Source organism: Jeotgalibaca dankookensis, assembly GCF_002005405.1.
In the GTDB taxonomy this organism is placed as follows: domain Bacteria; phylum Bacillota; class Bacilli; order Lactobacillales; family Aerococcaceae; genus Jeotgalibaca; species Jeotgalibaca dankookensis.
On sequence record NZ_CP019728.1, the window covers coordinates 302,059 to 321,631 of the forward strand.

At 42.2% G+C, this 19,573-nt stretch carries 11 protein-coding genes, 12 tRNA genes and 3 rRNA genes; 24 read left to right on the top strand and 2 right to left on the bottom strand.

Translation table 11 applies throughout. The features are described from left to right. Positions 1 to 18: 18 nt before the first annotated feature. Entirely contained in the window at positions 19 to 837 is an 819-nt protein-coding gene (locus BW727_RS01435; protein WP_062468144.1) for a Cof-type HAD-IIB family hydrolase, read from the top strand. A 42-nt stretch (positions 838 to 879) separates the two neighbouring features. On the opposite strand, the gene BW727_RS01440 is transcribed toward BW727_RS01435, so the two are convergent. Next, positions 880 to 1,962: an FUSC family protein gene (locus BW727_RS01440; protein ID WP_062468146.1), complete on the bottom strand. Its 1,083-nt coding sequence runs from the start codon at positions 1,960 to 1,962 to the stop codon at positions 880 to 882. 178 nt (positions 1,963 to 2,140) lie between these two features. On the opposite strand from BW727_RS01440, the gene BW727_RS01445 reads away from it, so the two are divergent. Further along, the gene (locus BW727_RS01445; protein WP_062468147.1) at positions 2,141 to 2,575 is read left to right on the top strand and encodes a Fur family transcriptional regulator; all 435 of its coding nucleotides are present in this window, start codon (positions 2,141 to 2,143) and stop codon (positions 2,573 to 2,575) included. Between the two features lie 68 nt (positions 2,576 to 2,643). Beyond that, positions 2,644 to 3,591, top strand: coding sequence for a LacI family DNA-binding transcriptional regulator (locus BW727_RS01450; RefSeq protein ID WP_062468148.1), 948 nt, complete (start codon positions 2,644 to 2,646; stop codon positions 3,589 to 3,591). 196 nt (positions 3,592 to 3,787) lie between these two features. Here the strand turns inward: BW727_RS01450 and proC are convergent, their stop codons facing one another. After that, positions 3,788 to 4,597: a pyrroline-5-carboxylate reductase gene (proC, locus tag BW727_RS01455; RefSeq protein ID WP_062468150.1), complete on the bottom strand. Its 810-nt coding sequence runs from the start codon at positions 4,595 to 4,597 to the stop codon at positions 3,788 to 3,790. A 138-nt stretch (positions 4,598 to 4,735) separates the two neighbouring features. Here proC and BW727_RS01460 point away from each other — a divergent pair, with 138 nt between their 5' ends. From BW727_RS01460 to BW727_RS01560, 21 genes are all read left to right on the top strand, one after another. Further along, complete coding sequence (locus BW727_RS01460) at positions 4,736 to 6,442, top strand: alpha-glucosidase (protein ID WP_149025706.1); 1,707 nt, start codon at positions 4,736 to 4,738, stop codon at positions 6,440 to 6,442. 12 nt (positions 6,443 to 6,454) lie between these two features. Beyond that, the gene (locus BW727_RS01465) at positions 6,455 to 7,738 is read left to right on the top strand and encodes an alpha-amylase family glycosyl hydrolase (protein ID WP_062468155.1); all 1,284 of its coding nucleotides are present in this window, start codon (positions 6,455 to 6,457) and stop codon (positions 7,736 to 7,738) included. A gap of 30 nt (positions 7,739 to 7,768) precedes the next feature. Then, positions 7,769 to 10,045, top strand: a complete 2,277-nt coding sequence (locus BW727_RS01470) for a glycoside hydrolase family 65 protein (protein WP_062468157.1) — start codon at positions 7,769 to 7,771, stop codon at positions 10,043 to 10,045. Positions 10,046 to 10,097: 52 nt separating this feature from the next. Beyond that, positions 10,098 to 10,766 carry a beta-phosphoglucomutase gene (gene pgmB / locus BW727_RS01475; protein ID WP_062468158.1) on the top strand — a complete coding sequence of 223 codons (669 nt, stop codon included), beginning with the start codon at positions 10,098 to 10,100 and terminating at the stop codon, positions 10,764 to 10,766. Between the two features lie 1,040 nt (positions 10,767 to 11,806). Further along, positions 11,807 to 13,360 (top strand): 16S ribosomal RNA (locus BW727_RS01480). Between the two features lie 191 nt (positions 13,361 to 13,551). Beyond that, a 23S ribosomal RNA gene (locus BW727_RS01485) occupies positions 13,552 to 16,467 on the top strand. Between the two features lie 103 nt (positions 16,468 to 16,570). After that, a 5S ribosomal RNA gene (gene rrf / locus BW727_RS01490) occupies positions 16,571 to 16,686 on the top strand. Together the 16S, 23S and 5S rRNA genes with 12 tRNA genes alongside form the textbook arrangement of a ribosomal RNA operon. A 13-nt stretch (positions 16,687 to 16,699) precedes the next feature. Continuing rightward, positions 16,700 to 16,772: transfer RNA gene (locus BW727_RS01495), tRNA-Asn, on the top strand. A 35-nt stretch (positions 16,773 to 16,807) separates the two neighbouring features. Next, a tRNA-Ser gene (locus tag BW727_RS01500) sits at positions 16,808 to 16,894 on the top strand. 17 nt (positions 16,895 to 16,911) lie between these two features. Then, positions 16,912 to 16,983: transfer RNA gene (locus BW727_RS01505), tRNA-Glu, on the top strand. Positions 16,984 to 17,010: 27 nt separating this feature from the next. Further along, positions 17,011 to 17,083, top strand: a tRNA-Val gene (locus tag BW727_RS01510). 3 nt (positions 17,084 to 17,086) lie between these two features. Further along, positions 17,087 to 17,159 (top strand) — tRNA-Asp (locus BW727_RS01515). 12 nt (positions 17,160 to 17,171) lie between these two features. Beyond that, positions 17,172 to 17,244: transfer RNA gene (locus tag BW727_RS01520), tRNA-Phe, on the top strand. 5 nt (positions 17,245 to 17,249) lie between these two features. Next, positions 17,250 to 17,330, top strand: a tRNA-Tyr gene (locus tag BW727_RS01525). An 8-nt stretch (positions 17,331 to 17,338) separates the two neighbouring features. Next, positions 17,339 to 17,409: transfer RNA gene (locus BW727_RS01530), tRNA-Trp, on the top strand. Between the two features lie 16 nt (positions 17,410 to 17,425). Further along, positions 17,426 to 17,501, top strand: a tRNA-His gene (locus BW727_RS01535). Between the two features lie 4 nt (positions 17,502 to 17,505). Continuing rightward, a tRNA-Gln gene (locus tag BW727_RS01540) sits at positions 17,506 to 17,576 on the top strand. A 7-nt stretch (positions 17,577 to 17,583) separates the two neighbouring features. Then, a tRNA-Cys gene (locus BW727_RS01545) sits at positions 17,584 to 17,654 on the top strand. 39 nt (positions 17,655 to 17,693) lie between these two features. Then, positions 17,694 to 17,777, top strand: a tRNA-Leu gene (locus BW727_RS01550). A gap of 166 nt (positions 17,778 to 17,943) precedes the next feature. Then, positions 17,944 to 18,633 carry a DUF969 domain-containing protein gene (locus BW727_RS01555; protein ID WP_062471025.1) on the top strand — a complete coding sequence of 230 codons (690 nt, stop codon included), beginning with the start codon at positions 17,944 to 17,946 and terminating at the stop codon, positions 18,631 to 18,633. Beyond that, positions 18,630 to 19,571 carry a DUF979 domain-containing protein gene (locus tag BW727_RS01560; RefSeq protein ID WP_062471022.1) on the top strand — a complete coding sequence of 314 codons (942 nt, stop codon included), beginning with the start codon at positions 18,630 to 18,632 and terminating at the stop codon, positions 19,569 to 19,571. Before BW727_RS01555 ends, BW727_RS01560 begins: the two co-directional genes overlap by 4 nt. Positions 19,572 to 19,573 lie beyond the last annotated feature (2 nt).

The window sequence follows — 19,573 nt, forward strand, 5'->3', positions numbered from 1 at the left end:
TCAGAAAGAGGTGTCTATGTGATCAAGTTAGTAGCAATCGATATAGATGGAACGTTAGTAAATGAAGAAAAAATTATGAGCGAAAAGGTCAAAGCGACGCTTCAAAAAGCAATGAAGCAAGGAACAAAAATTGTATTGTGTACCGGTCGGCCTATAACCGGAATTCTGCCTTATGTAGAAGAGCTGGGAATGGAAAAAGAAGAAGATTTTGTGATCTCTCAAAATGGGGCTGTCATTACGCGCACCGATACACGAGAAATTATTGAAGAATGGCCAATGGAATTAGCTGGTATAAAAGAATGGTATAAATTAAGTAAAAAATTCAAACCACTATTCTTGGTCATGAATGAAGAAGATTTCAATTTAATCGTAGAACCAGAAGAAGATGTAGAACTTGAACCTGCTTTGATTGCGGAAGGAAAAATCATCAGCATGGCTGTAGATGTAAAAACTTTCGAGCAGTTAAATAGCCGTTATGTTAAAGCAGTCTTTTTCGGAGAACCAAATGATTTGGATGAATTAGAAGCAGGCATACCAGAAGCGATGCGCGAAAATTATTCAGTCGTGCGCAGCCAAGTTTATCTTTTAGAAATAGCTGCAAAAGGTATAGATAAAGGCACTGCCTTGAAGCAATTAGCGCAAGACCTAGGATTTGAACGAGAAGAAGTGATGGCAATCGGCGATGGTAACAATGATTATGAGATGATTGAAGCAGCGGGTTTAGGTGTGGTAATGGCGAATGGAACTGAACGCCTAAAAAGTATTGCTGATGAACTAACCCTGTCTAATATTGAAGATGGTGTTGCTCATGCAATTGAAAAATTTGTATTAAATTAAAAAACAAAAAAACTTCCTGGACAGGTGCTCAGGAAGTTTTTCTTAAAAATCATCAATTTGAGAGATATGGTATTTTTTATTTTGATTTCTGAAGTTGGTCACTAACTTGTTAAGTTTAATTAATTCATCTTCGTATTCTAAAATGGCACTCATCAAATGGATGCCACTATACCCTTTTTGGTGAACAAAATCGGCTAGATTACTCTGTTCTTGAGCATGATTGAAGAAACTATCTAATATAATTTTTCGTTCCGAGCGATTAGCGACAAAAAAACGAACTTGATCCGGCGCAACGCGGCCACTGAATTTAAGCATAATTTGTTCGTGACCCGACATTAAAGCTTCCATCCGTTCACGAATACTGGCACGCATTTCAGTTGGGAAATTGAAAAAGCTATTTTCATATTCGTGCATAACCGTGAGGACTTTGAAGGCAGCGCGAGTTGTATAAATCATCCGACGATATATGGCTAATTGTTTTAGTTCATCATATTTGTAGCGCGTAAAGGGAAGCTTACTTTCTTTGAGCAGTTTAAAGAAATAATCGATTCGAGCTAACTGTGTCCGCGACCATTTAAGATCATCGCTCATAATAGAAAACTCGGTATTTTTTCTTAAACTTGAACGAATTCGAACTAGAAATTCGCTATTAGTGTAATCAATAAGATGGTAAAGCTTTTCCCCATATTGAGGGGGATAGATGTAAGTGTTGACTAAAAACGCAATAATAACACCGATGAAGGTTTCTAAAATTCTTATCGCAGTCACTAGAAAAAGGGTGTCACTAGGATTGAGCATAATAATGATAAGTGTCATAACCGACATAGTAATCACATCGCTCAAATGCAAGTAATTTAAAATTGCAATTAACAAAATAGCTGTAAAGCCGATAATAATAACGCTATTACCAACTGCCCACACAATTAAGGTTGCGAGTACCCCACCAATTGTATTGGCTACCATTCGATTTCGCATCGTAATGTAAGATTTTCTAACGGATGGCTGAGTAGAGGGGACGGCGGAAATGCCAGCAATGACGCCAGCATCTGAGTAAATAAGTTGAGCAAGCAGAATGGATAAGGTAATAGAAAGTCCGGTCTTAAATGCACGGGCTCCTAGTTTCATATGTGTTCATCTCCAAAATGATTTTTTGGTTTTTATTGCATTCTAATGATAATCTTATTATAGATGACTAACCCATCAATGGCAACGTAAGTCTTAAGAGATGGTTTTTCCCAAAAAATTTGCTATAATAAAAACAGAACCAGCCTATAAGCAAAACTTAAAGAAAGAGGGTGGCAGCATGACACATCCAATGGTAACTGATTCTATTAACAAATTGCGACAAAGTAAAATTCGACTGACCCCACAAAGGAAAGCAATCTTAGAATATATGGTAGAAAGTCAAAGCCATCCTACTGCTGATGAAATATATAGAGCCTTATCACCCCAATTCCCGAATATGAGTGCCGCAACAGTCTATAATAATTTACATTTATTTGCCAAAATTGGTTTCGTTAAGGAGCTGACGTATGGTGATGCATCGAGTCGTTATGATTTCACTAATACCCATCATTATCATGCCATTTGTGAAAAATGTGGTGCGGTAACCGACTTATATTATCCCGTTTTAGATGACGTGGAATCTGTTGCTGAAGATTTAATTGGTTTTGAAGTGACTAGTCATCGTATGGAAGTCTATGGGATTTGTCCTGATTGTCAGGAGCTAGAAAAATAGCCCTTTCCTAAATAGGAAAAGGTTATTTTTTTATGTATAATAAGAGAAATAATAGATGGAGGAAACGCATGCCAACTTTAACTGATGTTGCTAAATTAGCCAATGTCTCTAAAATGACTGTTTCGCGGGTAATCAATCATCCAGAACAAGTAACCGAAGAATTACGCGAGTTAGTCTTTAAAGCTATGAAAGAGCTCGATTATCGCCCCAATAACGTTGCTAAGGCTCTGGCACAAAATCGAACACTGATTGTAAAGGTGATGGTTTTAGAAGAATTGGATACAACCGAACCTTACTATATGAATTTATTGATTGGGATTGCGAGTGGTTTGGACAAGAAACATTATGCACTCCAATTAGTAACACAAACCAGTGTCAATCAAACAGAATGTGATGGCTTCATTATTATGGGAATGCGTGAAGGAGATTACTCTTTTATAAAAGAACTCAAAAAGCCAGTCGTTTTATTTGGTGAAAACACCTACGGCTTTACGTATGTTGATTCGGATAATTTTGGCGGTACCGCTAAAGCAACAACCTATGCTATTGACCGAGGCTATCAAAAGATTGTTTTCGTTGGCATAGATGTGGAAGCGCCCTTTGAACAATCACGGGAAAATGGTTACATTGAAACGATGCAACAAGCGGGGATGGAAACAGAAATATTGCGTTTTGAAAATTATTCAACGCAAACAAAAGATTATTTCCATACTCACATTAACCGCTATCCTCAGAATACTTGCTTTATATGTAGCTCCGATCGATTAGCTCTAGGAGTCGAACGCGGTATTTTTCAAGGCGGTTATTCGGTCCCTCACGATTATGGTGTTATCGGGTTTGACGGCGTATTGTTAGATCAAGTAGCTGAGCCCAAATTAACCACTGTCAAACAAGAAGTCCGCCAAATGGGAGAGCATTGTGCAGACTTAATTATTAATAAAATCCAACATCCAGACCAAGTAATTAAGAGTATTGAATTAGATACCCAGCTCATTATTCGAGAAAGCACAAAATAAGCCATGAGATTATAATTCTCATGGCTTATTTTCTTTTTTCATCAAAGTATACAAATTCATAAGTGCTAGTGATGAAAAAGTTAGTGTTTTCATCACTAGCTCCCTTAAAAAAGTTTTTTATGATGAAATAAAGCAAAATATCATCATAAGAAGTAAGATTGGCTTCACTAGTGATGAACTCTAACTAATAGGCCAATTATTTTTGCGTTAATTGAATAGATTTAGTAATAGCGGCGTCAACTGAAGCTAAGATAGAGGCACGCAATCCTTTTTCTTCTGCTTTTGTGACCATCTCAATAGTAGTCCCACCTGGAGAACAAACGGCATCTTTTAATTGACCAGGATGCTCACCTGTTTCTAAAACCATTTTAGCTGAACCCAACATGGCTTGTGCTGCAAATTGATAGGCTTGCTGGCGTGGCATACCCGCTTTAACTGCTCCATCGGCCACGGCTTCAATAACCATGTATAAAATTGCTGGCGAGGATCCACTAACTCCAATGACAGCGTCGATTAAGGTTTCATCAATTATTTCTACCTTTCCTAAAGAAGCAAATAAATCAGCCACCATCTTTTTATCATCTGCATTTAAAGCATCGTTAAAGCAAAGTCCGGTCATCGCTTGCCCCACCATAGCTGGCGTATTGGGCATCGCTCGAGCAACTTTGATTGGACGGGCAAATGCTGTTTCAATCGTTGCGATTGAAATACCAGCCGCAATATGAACTATAATCACATCATCTTTTACATAATCACGAATCTCTTGCATAATTGAAACGTATATATTTGGTTTAACGGCTAAAATTAAAAGGTCAGCTTGTTTAGCGACAACGCGATTATCTGTCGTAGTTTCGACTCCAAATTTTTCTTCAATTTGAACGAGCGCTTCGGGATTTCGGCGCGATACAATAACCTGATTTGCTGTCGTGAAGCCGTTTGTTAACATCCCTTTTAAAATTGCTTGTCCCATATTACCCAATCCTATAAATCCAATTGTTTTTGTCATTAACTTCTCCTTTTGTACTTTTCTTCTATTATAACAAGTTTATGTCAAATAACTCAAAATGATATCGGTAACACATTGATTTGAGTCCGTTTTCAGAGTAGCATGAGAGTAGACAAAAATATAAAAGGAGGTCACACAATGGAACAAGAAATTCCTTGGTGGCACAAAACAATTCTCTACCAAGTATACCCAATGAGTTTTCAAGATAGTAACTATGATGGCATCGGTGATATTCAAGGCATCATTCGTCGCCTTGATTATATCCAAAGCTTAGGAGTGAATATGCTGTGGATTAATCCCATTTTCGCATCCCCTAAAATAGATAATGGCTACGATGTTTCGGATTATATGGCCATTGATCCACATTTTGGAACGATGGAAGATGTAGAAGAGTTAATCGAAGAAGCCCATAACCGTGGCATTAAAATTATTTTTGATCTTATTTTAAATCATACATCTAACCAACATCCTTGGTTTAAAGAAGCTTCTAAAGGACCAGATAATCCTTACCGCGATTATTATATTTGGAGGGACGGGAAAAATAATGGTCAAGATGCACCCAACAACTGGGAAGGTTTTTTTGGAACGTCTGTATGGGAGCGTGGTCCACAAGAAGATGACCAATATTATTTCCATTTGTTCGCACCAGAAATGCCAGACCTTAACTGGGAAAATCCCGAGGTACACCGTGCTTTAGAAGATGTTTCCTTGTTCTGGTTAGATAAAGGAATTGATGGCTTTCGAGTGGATGCCTTTATTCATATTGCTAAAGAGGAAGGCTACCCAGATTTAGATTTACCAGTTGGTGAAATGGATGTAGCCGAAGAATATTTTGCAAATCTTCCTAAAGTTAATCAATATATGAAACGATTTACCACAACTTTGCGCGAACATTTCCCCGATATTTATATTCTCGGAGAAGCCGCTTCTGCTAATGTTGAACTTGCCCGAACATATTGCGATCCAGACGAGGGTGGTTGTAACTCTGTTATCACTTTCCGTTACTTTACTATGGACGACAGTACAAAAGACAAACGTTTGAACAGTAATTTACAAGATACTAACCTATTATATGGGGCTTTTAAACACAATATGGATCAATGGCAACGTGCTATGTCTGACGTCGGGGGACCAACTTTATATTGGAGTAACCATGATATGGGCCGGGTGGTTACACGAATTGGTGACGATCACGTTTTCCGAGATAATTCTGCTAAAATGCTTGCGACTTTAATGTATCTGCAAAAAGGAATTCCAGTTATTTATAACGGTGAAGAAATCGGTATGAAAAACCTTGAAATTGATGACATAGAAGACTTTAACGCCCCAGAAGCAAAAAGTTTTTATAAAAAAGCGCTTGATCTTGGTTATACTAGAGAATGGGTTCTTCACAATTTGCGCCAAACTTCTAAAGACGCATCACGTGGCGGGATGCAGTGGAACGACAGTGAATTTGCTGGCTTTTCATCTGTGGAACCTTGGAGTGGTGTCAACGTAGAGGAAAAATATAATGTCAAAGCGCAAATGATGGATTCAGAAAGTATCCTCATCCATTACAAAAAAATTCTCGATTTAAAACGAACTGAATTATTTATTTATGGCGATTATCACCTATTACCAACCGATGATAACTTTTATGCCTATAAACGTATTTTAAGAAATAAAGTCGCAACAGTGATTTGCAATGTAACAGAAGACATGCAGTATTATGACTTACCTCACGAACCTGATCACGGATATCGTCGTCCGATTCTTGAAAATGAAGGAGTACGTTTAATCAATGGAGGTAATACGGTTCGTCTCGGCGCTTATGCAGCAGTTGTCTTATTAACAGACTACGAATAGGAGGAATGTAAAGTGGCAAAAACAACCGATATTTCATTACGAAACCAAGTGATGTATAGTATTTACGTCCGTAATCATACAGTTGAAGGAACTTTTGAAGCAATTATTCCAGATCTTCCCCGTATAAAAGCACTAGGGGTCGATATCATTTGGTTGATGCCGATTCATCCAATAGGAGAAGAGAAACGTAAAGGTCAAGCCGGAAGTCCTTATGCGATTCGGGATTATCGTGCTATTAATCCTGAATATGGTGACGAAGCATCCTTTAAAAAACTTGTTGATGCCATTCACCAAACAGGTATGAAATGCATCATTGATGTGGTTTACAACCATACCTCGCCAGATTCAGTTCTTGTTAAAGAACATCCGGAATGGTTTTACCGTCGCCCAGATGGTCAAATGGGAAATAAAGTGGGCGATTGGTACGATATTGTCGATTTAGATTATCAGCACCAAGACTTATGGGATTATCAGATTGAAACTTTAAAAATGTGGGCAAAAATTGTTGACGGTTTCCGTTGCGATGTAGCTAGTCTTTTGCCAATTGATTTTTGGTTACGTGCACGCCAAGAAGTAGCTGAAGTGAATCCAGATACCTTGTGGTTAGCTGAATCTGTTCACCCGCATTTCTTAAGAGAACACCGTGACAATAAAAATATCGGGCTATCTGATAACGAGGTTTTTGAAGCTTTTGATATTACCTATGATTATGATGTGGAAGATTTCTACTCAGCTTATTTAAACGATGAAATTTCTTTGAAAGCTTATTTGGGAATTTTAATGTTCCAAGATGGGATTTACGCGACCAATTATGTGAAACTGCGTTTCCTAGAAAATCATGATCACCCTCGCTTTCGTTCGCGCGTGAGTGACCCACAAGCGGTTCGTAATTGGGTAGGGTTCTTGTATTTCCAAAAAGGAACCACGCTCTTGTATGGTGGGCAAGAAAAAGGGATTGCGCATCTTCCAGATTTATTTAATGTTGATCCGATAAATTGGGAAGAGACCGATATGGACTTAGCACCTTTAATGAAGAAGCTTTATGACATTAAAGGTGACCTAGCTTTTCGCCAAGGTGCTTACCATCTTTATGCACATGAAGGACAAGACGTTGTGATTGGTTCTTATAAAGAGGATGGAAAAACCATTCACGGTATCTTTAATCTCGATGGGCGCCATCATAACGTTGAAGTCACTATCCCAGATGGTCGTTATCAAAATCAACTCGATCAAGAATTTTATGTCATTGAGCATGGTCACCTCCAAACAAGAGGAGAACCAATTATATTTAGCTAAATTTATAATTTAATAGTGAAGGAGTAAGCGATGATGAAACGATTATTTGATATTGATCCTTGGAAATTAAAAACAACGAACTTTAAAGCAGAAGATAAACGGCTCCAAGAAAGTTTAACAGCAATCGGAAATGGTTATATGGGTATGCGAGGGAATTTTGAAGAAGGGTATTCTGGCGATACACATGAAGGAACTTACTTGGCTGGAATTTGGTACCCTGATAAGACGCGCGTAGGTTGGTGGAAAATTGGGTACCCGGATTACTTTGGGAAAGTTATCAATGCCATGAATATTATCAAAGTCGAAATCGAAGTAGACGGGCATGCGATTGATCTAGCTAAAGATTCCTTTAGTGATTTTTACTTAGAATCTGATATGAAAACAGGTGTCTTGAGTCGTCAGTTTGTCTGGACAAATAACAGTAATGATGTAGCCATTCGCTTTGGTTTTAAACGCTTTTTAAGCTTAGTTCAAGAAGAAATTGCCGCGATACAAGTTTCGGCTGAAGTCCTCAAAGGGAACCCAGAAATAACTTTAAGACCCGGTTTAGATAATCGGGTTCATAATGAAGATGCCAATTACGATGAGATGTTCTGGAATCGTATTGCTGAAAATCTGGCACCAGCAAGTGTGACAGTTCAAACGATTCCTAATAATTTTGGTATTGAGCAATTTACAGTGACCGGTGTGATGAGAAATGATGTAACCGGTCTTACTTTGACCGATACAGAACTGGCAAACATGCAAGTAACCGAAACTTACAGCGGAAAAGTCGCCGAAGGAAACAAAGTTGTGCTAAATAAATTTGTTGCTATGGTAACAAGTCGCGATGTGGAACCCGATAACCAAGTAGAGACAGGCGTTTCATTGGTGACGCAAGCGCTCGATAAAGGATTTGAAGCATTACTTCAAGAAAACATTGCTGCTTGGGATTTGCGCTGGCAAAAATCAGATGTCAAAATCGTTGGAGATGATGAAGCCCAACAAGGACTTCGTTTTAACTTGTACGGTTTGTTCTCGACTTACTATGGCGAAGATGAACGTTTAAACGTAGGACCAAAAGGATTCACTGGTGAAAAATACGGTGGGGCTACTTATTGGGATACTGAAGCATTTATTTTACCAATGTACTTATCGGTTGCTGATTCTGATGTTTCCTTAAACTTTTTGAAATATCGTCATAATCAATTGGGCAATGCCTTTATTAATGCGGATAAACAAGGATTAAAAGGCGCTTTATACCCGATGGTTACTTTTACAGGGATTGAATGTCATAACGAATGGGAAATTACCTTTGAAGAAATTCACCGAAATGCGGCAATTGCTTACGCCATTTATAATTATACAAATTACACAGGAGACGATCGTTACCGCTTAGGTGATGGTGCAGATGTCTTAGTTGCGATTTCACGTTTTTGGGCGGACCGTGTACATTTTTCTGAGCGTGCTGGTAAGTATATGTTGCATGGCGTAACAGGTCCTAATGAATATGAAAACAACGTTAATAATAATTTCCATACCAATCGTATGGCAGTGTGGACCCTTGAATATACTTTAGAAACTATAGCGAAACTCTCTGAAGAAAAACGTCAAGAGCTAAAATTGACCGAGCAAGAAGAAGCAAAATGGCAAGAAATCAAAGATAATATGTATTACCCATATGACGAAGAGCTGGGAATTTATGTTCAGCACGATACCTTTTTAGACAAAGATTTACGTCCGGTTAGCGCTTTAGATCCGGCTGACCTCCCGCTCAACCAAAATTGGTCGTGGGATAAAGTATTACGTTCGCCCTTTATTAAACAAGCAGATGTACTACAAAGCATTTATTTTCTCAATGACCGTTTCTCTATGGAAGAGAAGGAAAAGAACTTTGCTTTTTATGAACCAATGACTGTTCATGAGTCTTCGTTATCGCCCAGTATCCATGCGATTTTAGCAGCGGAATTAGGCCGTGAAGAAAAAGCTGTTGAACTCTATTCGCGTACGGCACGGTTAGACTTGGATAACTACAATAATGATACCGAAGACGGATTGCATATCACTTCAATGAGTGGTGCTTGGTTAGCAATTGTGCAGGGATTTGCTGGCATGCGAGTGGTGGACGGGATTCCTATTTTCAAACCTTTCTTACCAAACCAGTGGCAAGCTTATGATTTTAAGATTAACTTCCGAGGACGTTTATTAGCAGTCCATGTGGATGCGCAAGGTGTTTCTTTAAAATTAGAAGAAGGTCAACCACTCAACGTACAACTTTTTGATGAGGTGCTAACCCTTACAGACCAAGTAGAAAAAGCTTTAAAATAAAAATCAGTGACCTGAGAAAAACTCAGGTCCTGTTTTATAAGGAGAAAATGCAATGGCTATTAAAGGAGTTATCTTTGATTTAGATGGTGTTATTACAGATACAGCCGAATTTCATTACCGTGCGTGGCAAGATTTAGGAGAAAAAATTGGAATTACTTTTGATCGTGCCTTTAACGAGAATTTAAAGGGGATTAGTCGCATGGATTCTTTAAATCTTATTTTAGAACATGGTAATAAAGCAGATGACTATTCGGATGCAGAGAAAGAAGCGTTAGCGACTGATAAAAATGATGACTATAAAACATTAATTGAAGAAATCACACCAACAGATATTCTTCCAGGCATTCAAACCTTTCTAGATGCTTGTATTGCTAAGGGAATGAAACTGGCTTTGGCTTCAGCAAGCAAAAATGGTCCGGCTATTCTCGATCGTCTAGAATTAACTGATTATTTCGAAGTGACTGTGGATCCGGCGTCTTTAAAAAATGGGAAACCTGATCCAGAGATATTTTTAAAAGCTGCGAAGCTGCTTCATTTAGAACCGTTTGAATGTATAGGAGTTGAGGATGCTGAAGCAGGAATTCAGTCAATTAATGCAGCAGGAATGTTTTCGGTTGGCGTTGGTAGTCCAGAATCGATGAAGGAAGCAGATATTTTTGTAGAAAATACTCAAGAATTAGATTTAGAAAAAATCATAAATAAATACAAGAAAATGCGCTAAAACTCTTTACAAGTAATCGCTTTCATGGTACTATATGTATGTAGAGAAGGATACAAATTACATTTCCTATTTATATTGTAAAGAAGAGAAGTGTAAACGAATCTTTCTTTATAGAGAATCGTATAGGTTCCAAAACTATCTTTAGCTCTGTTTAATGAGGTGTCACGATTTAGACAAGAAAAGTAAGACATGAAAAAATCAGTAACTAGAGTGGACAAGTAGATTGGAACAAAGAACAATTTAACTGAAAGACTAGTAGCAACATGCAAAATTGGAGCTAGGTTTTGGTTCCTTACGATTCATGTTTCCATAGAACAGTCGTTATGATTGATCTATGAAGAGGAGATTTGCTTCAAAATAAAACATTATAATAGAGTCATATTTTGAAGGGTCAAGAAATCTCCTGATTTATTAGTTTCATCACGTGGCTATGTTCCTTTTGTAAGTAGGAGTGCCGAACGTAATCAATAAAAAACAAACACGGCCCCTTAGTGAAACATGCAACCGGAACAACGCTAGAATACCAATGGCCTGAACGTTGGTACTTGAGTTAAGGATACGGGGCATAGTACACGGATGAGTAAGAAGAGCCGAAACAATGGCTCTTCTTATTTTTTACCTTTTTTAATTGACAGGTTCTATATGAGTATGCTAAAGTTGTTTCTAGCTTCTTAACACCTCTGTTTTATTAGAGAAAGCTGTTAATTAAAATCTTGACAGTGAAAAAAAGAAATGCTATATTGTTAACTGTCGCTATTAGTGATTGATGCAGCATTTGAAAGTTTAAAAAAGAATTTCAAATAAGTGTTGACACATTGAACAGCACATGTTATTATTTAGAAGTTGTCACGAAGAGCAATACACGTAACACGTGATAATCTATTGACCTTTGAAAACTGAACAAAGAATGAACGAACCAAACGTGCAGGGCATCCTTCGGGATGCACAATTAGTCGACAGGTAACTGTCGCAACACAAGTAAGTCAGCAACAAATGAGCAATTAAACGTATCATTGTGGATCTCTGTACAAGAATCCATTATTAATGAGAGTTTGATCCTGGCTCAGGACGAACGCTGGCGGCGTGCCTAATACATGCAAGTCGAACGAACGGAAGAAGAGCTTGCTCTTTGGAAGTGAGTGGCGGACGGGTGAGTAACACGTGGGTAACCTGCCCTTCAGTGGGGGATAACATCCGGAAACGGGTGCTAATACCGCATAGGTTCTCTTTCCACATGGAAAGAGAAGGAAAGACGGCCTTTGTGCTGTCGCTGAGGGATGGACCCGCGGCGTATTAGTTAGTTGGTGGGGTAAAGGCCTACCAAGACCATGATACGTAGCCGACCTGAGAGGGTGATCGGCCACATTGGGACTGAGACACGGCCCAAACTCCTACGGGAGGCAGCAGTAGGGAATCTTCCGCAATGGACGCAAGTCTGACGGAGCAACGCCGCGTGAGTGAAGAAGGTTTTCGGATCGTAAAACTCTGTTGTCGGAGAAGAACACGTAAGCGAGTAACTGCGCTTACCATGACGGTACCCGACCAGAAAGCCACGGCTAACTACGTGCCAGCAGCCGCGGTAATACGTAGGTGGCAAGCGTTGTCCGGATTTATTGGGCGTAAAGCGAGCGCAGGCGGTTCTTTAAGTCTGATGTGAAAGCCCACGGCTCAACCGTGGAAGGTCATTGGAAACTGGGGAACTTGAATGCAGAAGAGGAGAGTGGAATTCCATGTGTAGCGGTGAAATGCGTAGATATATGGAGGAACACCAGTGGCGAAGGCGACTCTCTGGTCTGTTATTGACGCTGAGGCTCGAAAGCGTGGGGAGCAAACAGGATTAGATACCCTGGTAGTCCACGCCGTAAACGATGAGTGCTAAGTGTTGGAGGGCTTCCACCCTTCAGTGCTGCAGTTAACGCATTAAGCACTCCGCCTGGGGAGTACGGCCGCAAGGCTGAAACTCAAAGGAATTGACGGGGACCCGCACAAGCGGTGGAGCATGTGGTTTAATTCGAAGCAACGCGAAGAACCTTACCAGGTCTTGACATCCCTTGACACGCCTAGAGATAGGCCGTTCCCTTCGGGGACAAGGTGACAGGTGGTGCATGGTTGTCGTCAGCTCGTGTCGTGAGATGTTGGGTTAAGTCCCGTAACGAGCGCAACCCTTATTGTTAGTTGCCAGCATTTAGTTGGGCACTCTAATGAGACTGCCGGTGATAAACCGGAGGAAGGTGGGGATGACGTCAAATCATCATGCCCCTTATGACCTGGGCTACACACGTGCTACAATGGATGGTACAACGAGCCGCTAACCCGCGAGGGCATGCGAATCTCTTAAAGCCATTCTCAGTTCGGATTGCAGGCTGCAACTCGCCTGCATGAAGCCGGAATCGCTAGTAATCGCGGATCAGAACGCCGCGGTGAATACGTTCCCGGGTCTTGTACACACCGCCCGTCACACCACGAGAGTTTGTAACACCCGAAGTCGGTGGGGTAACCCTTAGGGGAACCAGCCGCCTAAGGTGGGACGGATGATTGGGGTGAAGTCGTAACAAGGTAGCCGTATCGGAAGGTGCGGCTGGATCACCTCCTTTCTAAGGAAAAATCGGAACCTGCCGGTTCGTTCATTCTTGTTCAGTTTTGAGAGGTCAACTCTCATTTTACACTTGTTCCTTGAAAACTGAATACCATAACATGAAAGTAACAAAGAAAGACCAAAACATTTATACCGCGTTCATAGAGGATTATTCCCTATGATGGCCAGCAATGGCCGAAACTTGACTCAGGTTAAGTGAATAAGGGCGCACGGTGGATGCCTTGGCACTAGGAGCCGATGAAGGACGGGACTAACACCGATATGCTCCGGGGAGCTGTAAGTAAGCTGTGATCCGGAGATTTCCGAATGGGGGAACCCCATATCTGTTATAGGATATGACGTAGACGTGAATACATAGCGTGTACGAGGTAGACGCAGGGAACTGAAACATCTCATTACCTGCAGGAAGAGAAAGAAAAATCGATTCCCTGAGTAGCGGCGAGCGAAACGGGAAAAGCCCAAACCAAAGAGCTTGCTCTTTGGGGTTGTAGGACTGGGACATGGGATGACGTGAGATAGCAGAAGCCAACTGGAAAGTTGCGCGATAAAGGGTAAAAGCCCCGTATGCGAAATTGACCGTCACCCTACCAGTATCCTGAGTACGGCGGAACACGCGAAATTCCGTCGGAATCCGGGAGGACCATCTCCCAAGGCTAAATACTCCCTAGTGACCGATAGTGAACCAGTACCGTGAGGGAAAGGTGAAAAGCACCCCGGAAGGGGAGTGAAAGAGTACCTGAAACCGTGTGCTTACAAGTAGTCAGAGCCCGTTAATGGGTGATGGCGTACCTTTTGTAGAATGGACCGGCGAGTTACGATCCCATGCGAGGTTAAGCTGAAAAGGCGGAGCCGTAGCGAAAGCGAGTCTGAATAGGGCGAAGAAGTATGTGGTCGTAGACCCGAAACCAGGTGACCTACCCATGTCCAGGTTGAAGGTGCGGTAATACGCACTGGAGGACCGAACCCACGTATGTTGAAAAATGCGGGGATGAGGTGTGGGTAGCGGAGAAATTCCAATCGAACCTGGAGATAGCTGGTTCTCTCCGAAATAGCTTTAGGGCTAGCCTCGGACGTATAAATCATGGAGGTAGAGCACTGTTTGGACTAGGGGCCCTTCTCGGGTTACCGAATTCAGATAAACTCCGAATGCCATTGATTTAAGTCCGGGAGTCAGACTGCGAGTGATAAGATCCGTAGTCGAAAGGGAAACAGCCCAGACCACCAGCTAAGGTCCCAAAGTATCTGTTAAGTGGAAAAGGATGTGGGGTTGCATAGACAACTAGGATGTTGGCTCAGAAGCAGCCATCATTTAAAGAGTGCGTAATAGCTCACTAGTCGAGTGACCCTGCGCCGAAAATTTACCGGGGCTAAACAGATCACCGAAGCTGTGGACAGAACCATTGGTTCTGTGGTAGGAGAGCGTTCTAAGGGCGTTGAAGCTGGACCGTGAGGACTGGTGGAGCGCTTAGAAGTGAGAATGCCGGTATGAGTAGCGAAAGACGGGTGAGAATCCCGTCCACCGTATGACTAAGGTTTCCTGGGGAAGGCTCGTCCTCCCAGGGTTAGTCGGGACCTAAGCCGAGGCCGATAGGCGTAGGCGATGGACAACAGGTTGATATTCCTGTACCAGTTGATTTTGTTTGACCAATGGAGGGACGCAGGAGGCTAAGGAAAGCGTGCGATCGGAAGAGCACGCCCAAGCAACACGTCTAGTGGTGAGTCAAATGCTTACCGCTGTGAAGGACAAGTTGTGATGGGGAGGGAAATCAAGTACCGAAGTTCCCAATGTCACACTGCCAAGAAAAGCTTCTAGTTAGAAATCAACTGCCCGTACCGCAAACCGACACAGGTAGTCGAGGAGAGCATCCTAAGGTGAGCGAGCGAACTCTCGTTAAGGAACTCGGCAAAATGACCCCGTAACTTCGGGAGAAGGGGTGCTGACCACATGGTCAGCCGCAGTGAATAGGCCCAAGCGACTGTTTATCAAAAACACAGGTCTCTGCTAAATCGAAAGATGACGTATAGGGGCTGACGCCTGCCCGGTGCTGGAAGGTTAAGAGGAGAGGTTAGCCGCAAGGCGACGCTTTGAATTGAAGCCCCAGTAAACGGCGGCCGTAACTATAACGGTCCTAAGGTAGCGAAATTCCTTGTCGGGTAAGTTCCGACCCGCACGAAAGGCGTAACGATTTGGGCACTGTCTCAACGAGAGACTCGGTGAAATTATAGTACCAGTGAAGATGCTGGTTACCCGCGACAGGACGGAAAGACCCCATGGAGCTTTACTGCAAGTTGATATTGATTGTTTCTGCTACACGTACAGGATAGGTAGGAGCCGTAGAAGTCGGGACGCTAGTTTCGATGGAGGCATCATTGGGATACTACCCTTGTAGCAGGACCAGTCTAACCCGCCACCCTAATCGGGTGGGGAGACAGTGTCAGTTGGGCAGTTTGACTGGGGCGGTCGCCTCCTAAAGAGTAACGGAGGCGCCCAAAGGTTCCCTCAGAATGGTTGGAAATCATTCGTAGAGTGCAAAGGCAGAAGGGAGCTTGACTGCGAGACAGACAAGTCGAGCAGGGACGAAAGTCGGGCTTAGTGATCCGGTGGTACCGCATGGAAGGGCCATCGCTCAACGGATAAAAGCTACCCTGGGGATAACAGGCTTATCTCCCCCAAGAGTTCACATCGACGGGGAGGTTTGGCACCTCGATGTCGGCTCGTCGCATCCTGGGGCTGTAGTCGGTCCCAAGGGTTGGGCTGTTCGCCCATTAAAGCGGCACGCGAGCTGGGTTCAGAACGTCGTGAGACAGTTCGGTCCCTATCCGTCGCGGGCGTTGGAAATTTGAGAGGAGCTGTCCTTAGTACGAGAGGACCGGGATGGACACACCTCTGGTGTACCAGTTGTTCTGCCAAGAGCATCGCTGGGTAGCTATGTGTGGAAGGGATAAACGCTGAAAGCATCTAAGCGTGAAGCCCCCCTCGAGATGAGATTTCCCATCATCTAGAATGAGTAAGACCCCTGAGAGACGATCAGGTAGATAGGCTAGGAGTGGAAGTACAGCGATGTATGGAGCGGACTAGTACTAATCGGTCGAGGACTTAACCACGAATAAAACAAGGTGGTTGTAATGGCTTTGGTCAGCTGTTCATTGTTGTGTTATGGATTCAGTTTTGAGGGAACGCAATGTTTCTTCAATTAAATAGAAAATGTGCGGTGGCAAGGGCAAGAAGGTCACACCTGTTCCCATCCCGAACACAGAAGTTAAGCTTCTTAGCGCCGATTGTAGTGAAGGGTTTCCCTTTGTGAGAGTAGGACGCTGCCGCGCATTTTTACATTATTCCGCAATAGCTCAGTCGGTAGAGCGCTTGACTGTTAATCAAGATGTCGTAGGTTCGAGTCCTACTTGCGGAGTTCTCTTTTTTTGAGAGTAAACCTAATAGTAGTCTGGAGAGTTGTCCGAGAGGCTGAAGGAGCACGGTTGGAAACCGTGTAGGCGGGTAACCGTCTCAAGGGTTCGAATCCCTTACTCTCCGTTCCAGAATATTAGCATGGCCCGTTGGTCAAGCGGTTAAGACACCGCCCTTTCACGGCGGTAACACGGGTTCGAGTCCCGTACGGGTCATAATATCGATACAATTAGCTTTAAATTGGAGGTTTAGCTCAGCTGGGAGAGCGTCTGCCTTACAAGCAGAATGTCGGCGGTTCGATCCCGTCAACCTCCATTTGGTTCCGTGGTGTAGGGGTCAACATGCCTGCCTGTCACGCAGGAGATCGCGGGTTCAAATCCCGTCGGGACCGTTTTTAATTTATGGCTTGGTAGCTCAGTTGGTAGAGCACTTGATTGAAGCTCAAGGTGTCGGCGGTTCGATTCCGTCCCAAGCCACCTTTGGAGGGATAGCGAAGTGGCTAAACGCGGCGGACTGTAAATCCGCTCCTTCGGGTTCGGCAGTTCGAATCTGCCTCCCTCCATTCTTTTTAGGGGTATAGTTTAATGGTAGAACTACGGTCTCCAAAACCGTCAGTGTGGGTTCGAATCCTACTACCCCTGTTAAATGGATATTTTGGCGATTGTGGCGAAGGGGTTAACGCACCGGTTTGTGGATCCGGCATTCGTGGGTTCAAGTCCCATCAGTCGCCCCATTTTTGGGCTATAGCCAAGCGGTAAGGCAACGGACTTTGACTCCGTCATCGTTGGTTCGAATCCAGCTAGCCCAGTTTTAATGGCGGTATAGCCAAGTGGTAAGGCATAGGTCTGCAACACCTTCATCACCGGTTCAAATCCGGTTACCGCCTTATTTATTATCAAAGTAAAAAGTTGTAAGTTCTTATATTGCCGGCGTGGCGGAACTGGCAGACGCGCAGGACTCAAAATCCTGTGCCCGCGAGGGCGTGCCGGTTCGATCCCGGCCGCCGGTATATCTATCATGCGAGTCACCTTTTTAGAGGGTGGCTTTTTTGTTTGTAATTTTTAGACGAAAACGTCTAAAATGTTCTTTTATCATATTATTTCTCTTCTATATTTGTTATAATTAGAAAACCCTCATTTTATGATCGGTAAATAAAACTAATAGGAGTGAAAAAGATGGAATGGATTCGCTTAATAGGAATTGTCATTATTGTAATTGGCTTTGTCATGAAACTAGATACCATCGCAGTTGTTTTGATTGCAGCTGTTGTAACGGGCTTAGTTTCAGGGATATCTTTTGTAGAAATACTTGAAATACTTGGAACCGCCTTTGTTAATAACCGTTTGGTTACTTTATTTTTTTTGACACTGCCTATGATTGGCTTGTCAGAACGTTTTGGACTAAAGGAGCAAGCTACGAATTTAATTAAAAAAATGAAAGGACTCACTTCGGGAAGAATGTTGACACTTTATCAGTTTATTCGTGAAGTCGCTGCTTTTTTCTCTATCCGGGTTCAAGGACAAACTCAGTTTGTTCGTCCTATTGTTGATCCCATGGTCCAAGCTTCCTCACAAATTAAATATGGCGATATTGACGATGATGATGTTGAGATGCTAAAGGCTAAATCTGCTGCTTCGGAAAACTTCGGAAATTTCTTTGCACAAAATACTTTTATTGCTGCTTCTGGAGTTTTATTAATTGCGGGAACAATGGAATCCTTAGGTTATGATGTTTCCCCAGTAGCTATTGCCTCAGCCTCTATTCCAGTGGCTTTGATTGCCTTATTGATTTCAGCGATAAGTAATTACTTAACTGATAAAAAATTAGACCGTAAGTACGGTAATAAGGGAGGGCGTCGCTCATGAATGAAACGTTTATAACAGAAACCCTTGTACCGGCAATATTAGAATTTTTCTATTTATTGATTGGTTTACAGTTACTCTATACAAGTTACCGAATTTTTAGACAAAAAGATCATCCGACACGTTTAGGAACCGCTCTATTTTGGCTCTTGTTGGGGTTGATTTTTGGAGGCGGGAACTTACTACCACCTGCATTAAATGGGTTATTCCTGTTGATTATGGGTCTTCTAACTTTATTTAAACAAGTGAAAATAGGCAAAATTGAGATGAATACCGTTGAAGAACAGGCGGAGCATGCAGAACGTTTTGGAAATAAAATTTTCATACCTGCAATTAGTTTAGCATTAATTGCTGTATTGATTGCACAGTTAACACCGTTTGGCGGGCAAGTAGGAATTGGAACGGCCGCTGTTTTGTCCCTTTTGCTAGCTTTAGCAATCTTCAAGACATCACCAAAGCAAGCTCTTAAAGAATCAGATCGGATGGTTCAACAGGTCGGCACAACAGGAATTTTACCACAGCTACTTGCTGCCTTAGGTGTTCTCTTTACAACAGCCGGCGTTGGGGATGTGATTGCTGATATTATATCGGGAATCGTTCCTCAGGGAAATCGTTTGATTGGCGTTATCGCTTATATCTTTGGTATGGTAATATTCACAATGATTATGGGAAATGCTTTTGCAGCCTTTACAGTTATAACAGCTGGAATAGGTATTCCTTTTGTAATTGCGCTAGGAGCAGATCCAGTCATTGCTGGAGCGTTAGCGATGACAGCCGGCTTTTGTGGGACTTTATTAACGCCAATGGCAGCAAACTTTAACGCTTTACCAGTTGCTTTATTGGAAATGAAAAATCCAAATGGTGTTATTAAAGCTCAAGCTCCAATGGCATTGATATTAATTCTTGTCCATATTGGTTTAATGTATTTCTGGGCATTTTAAAA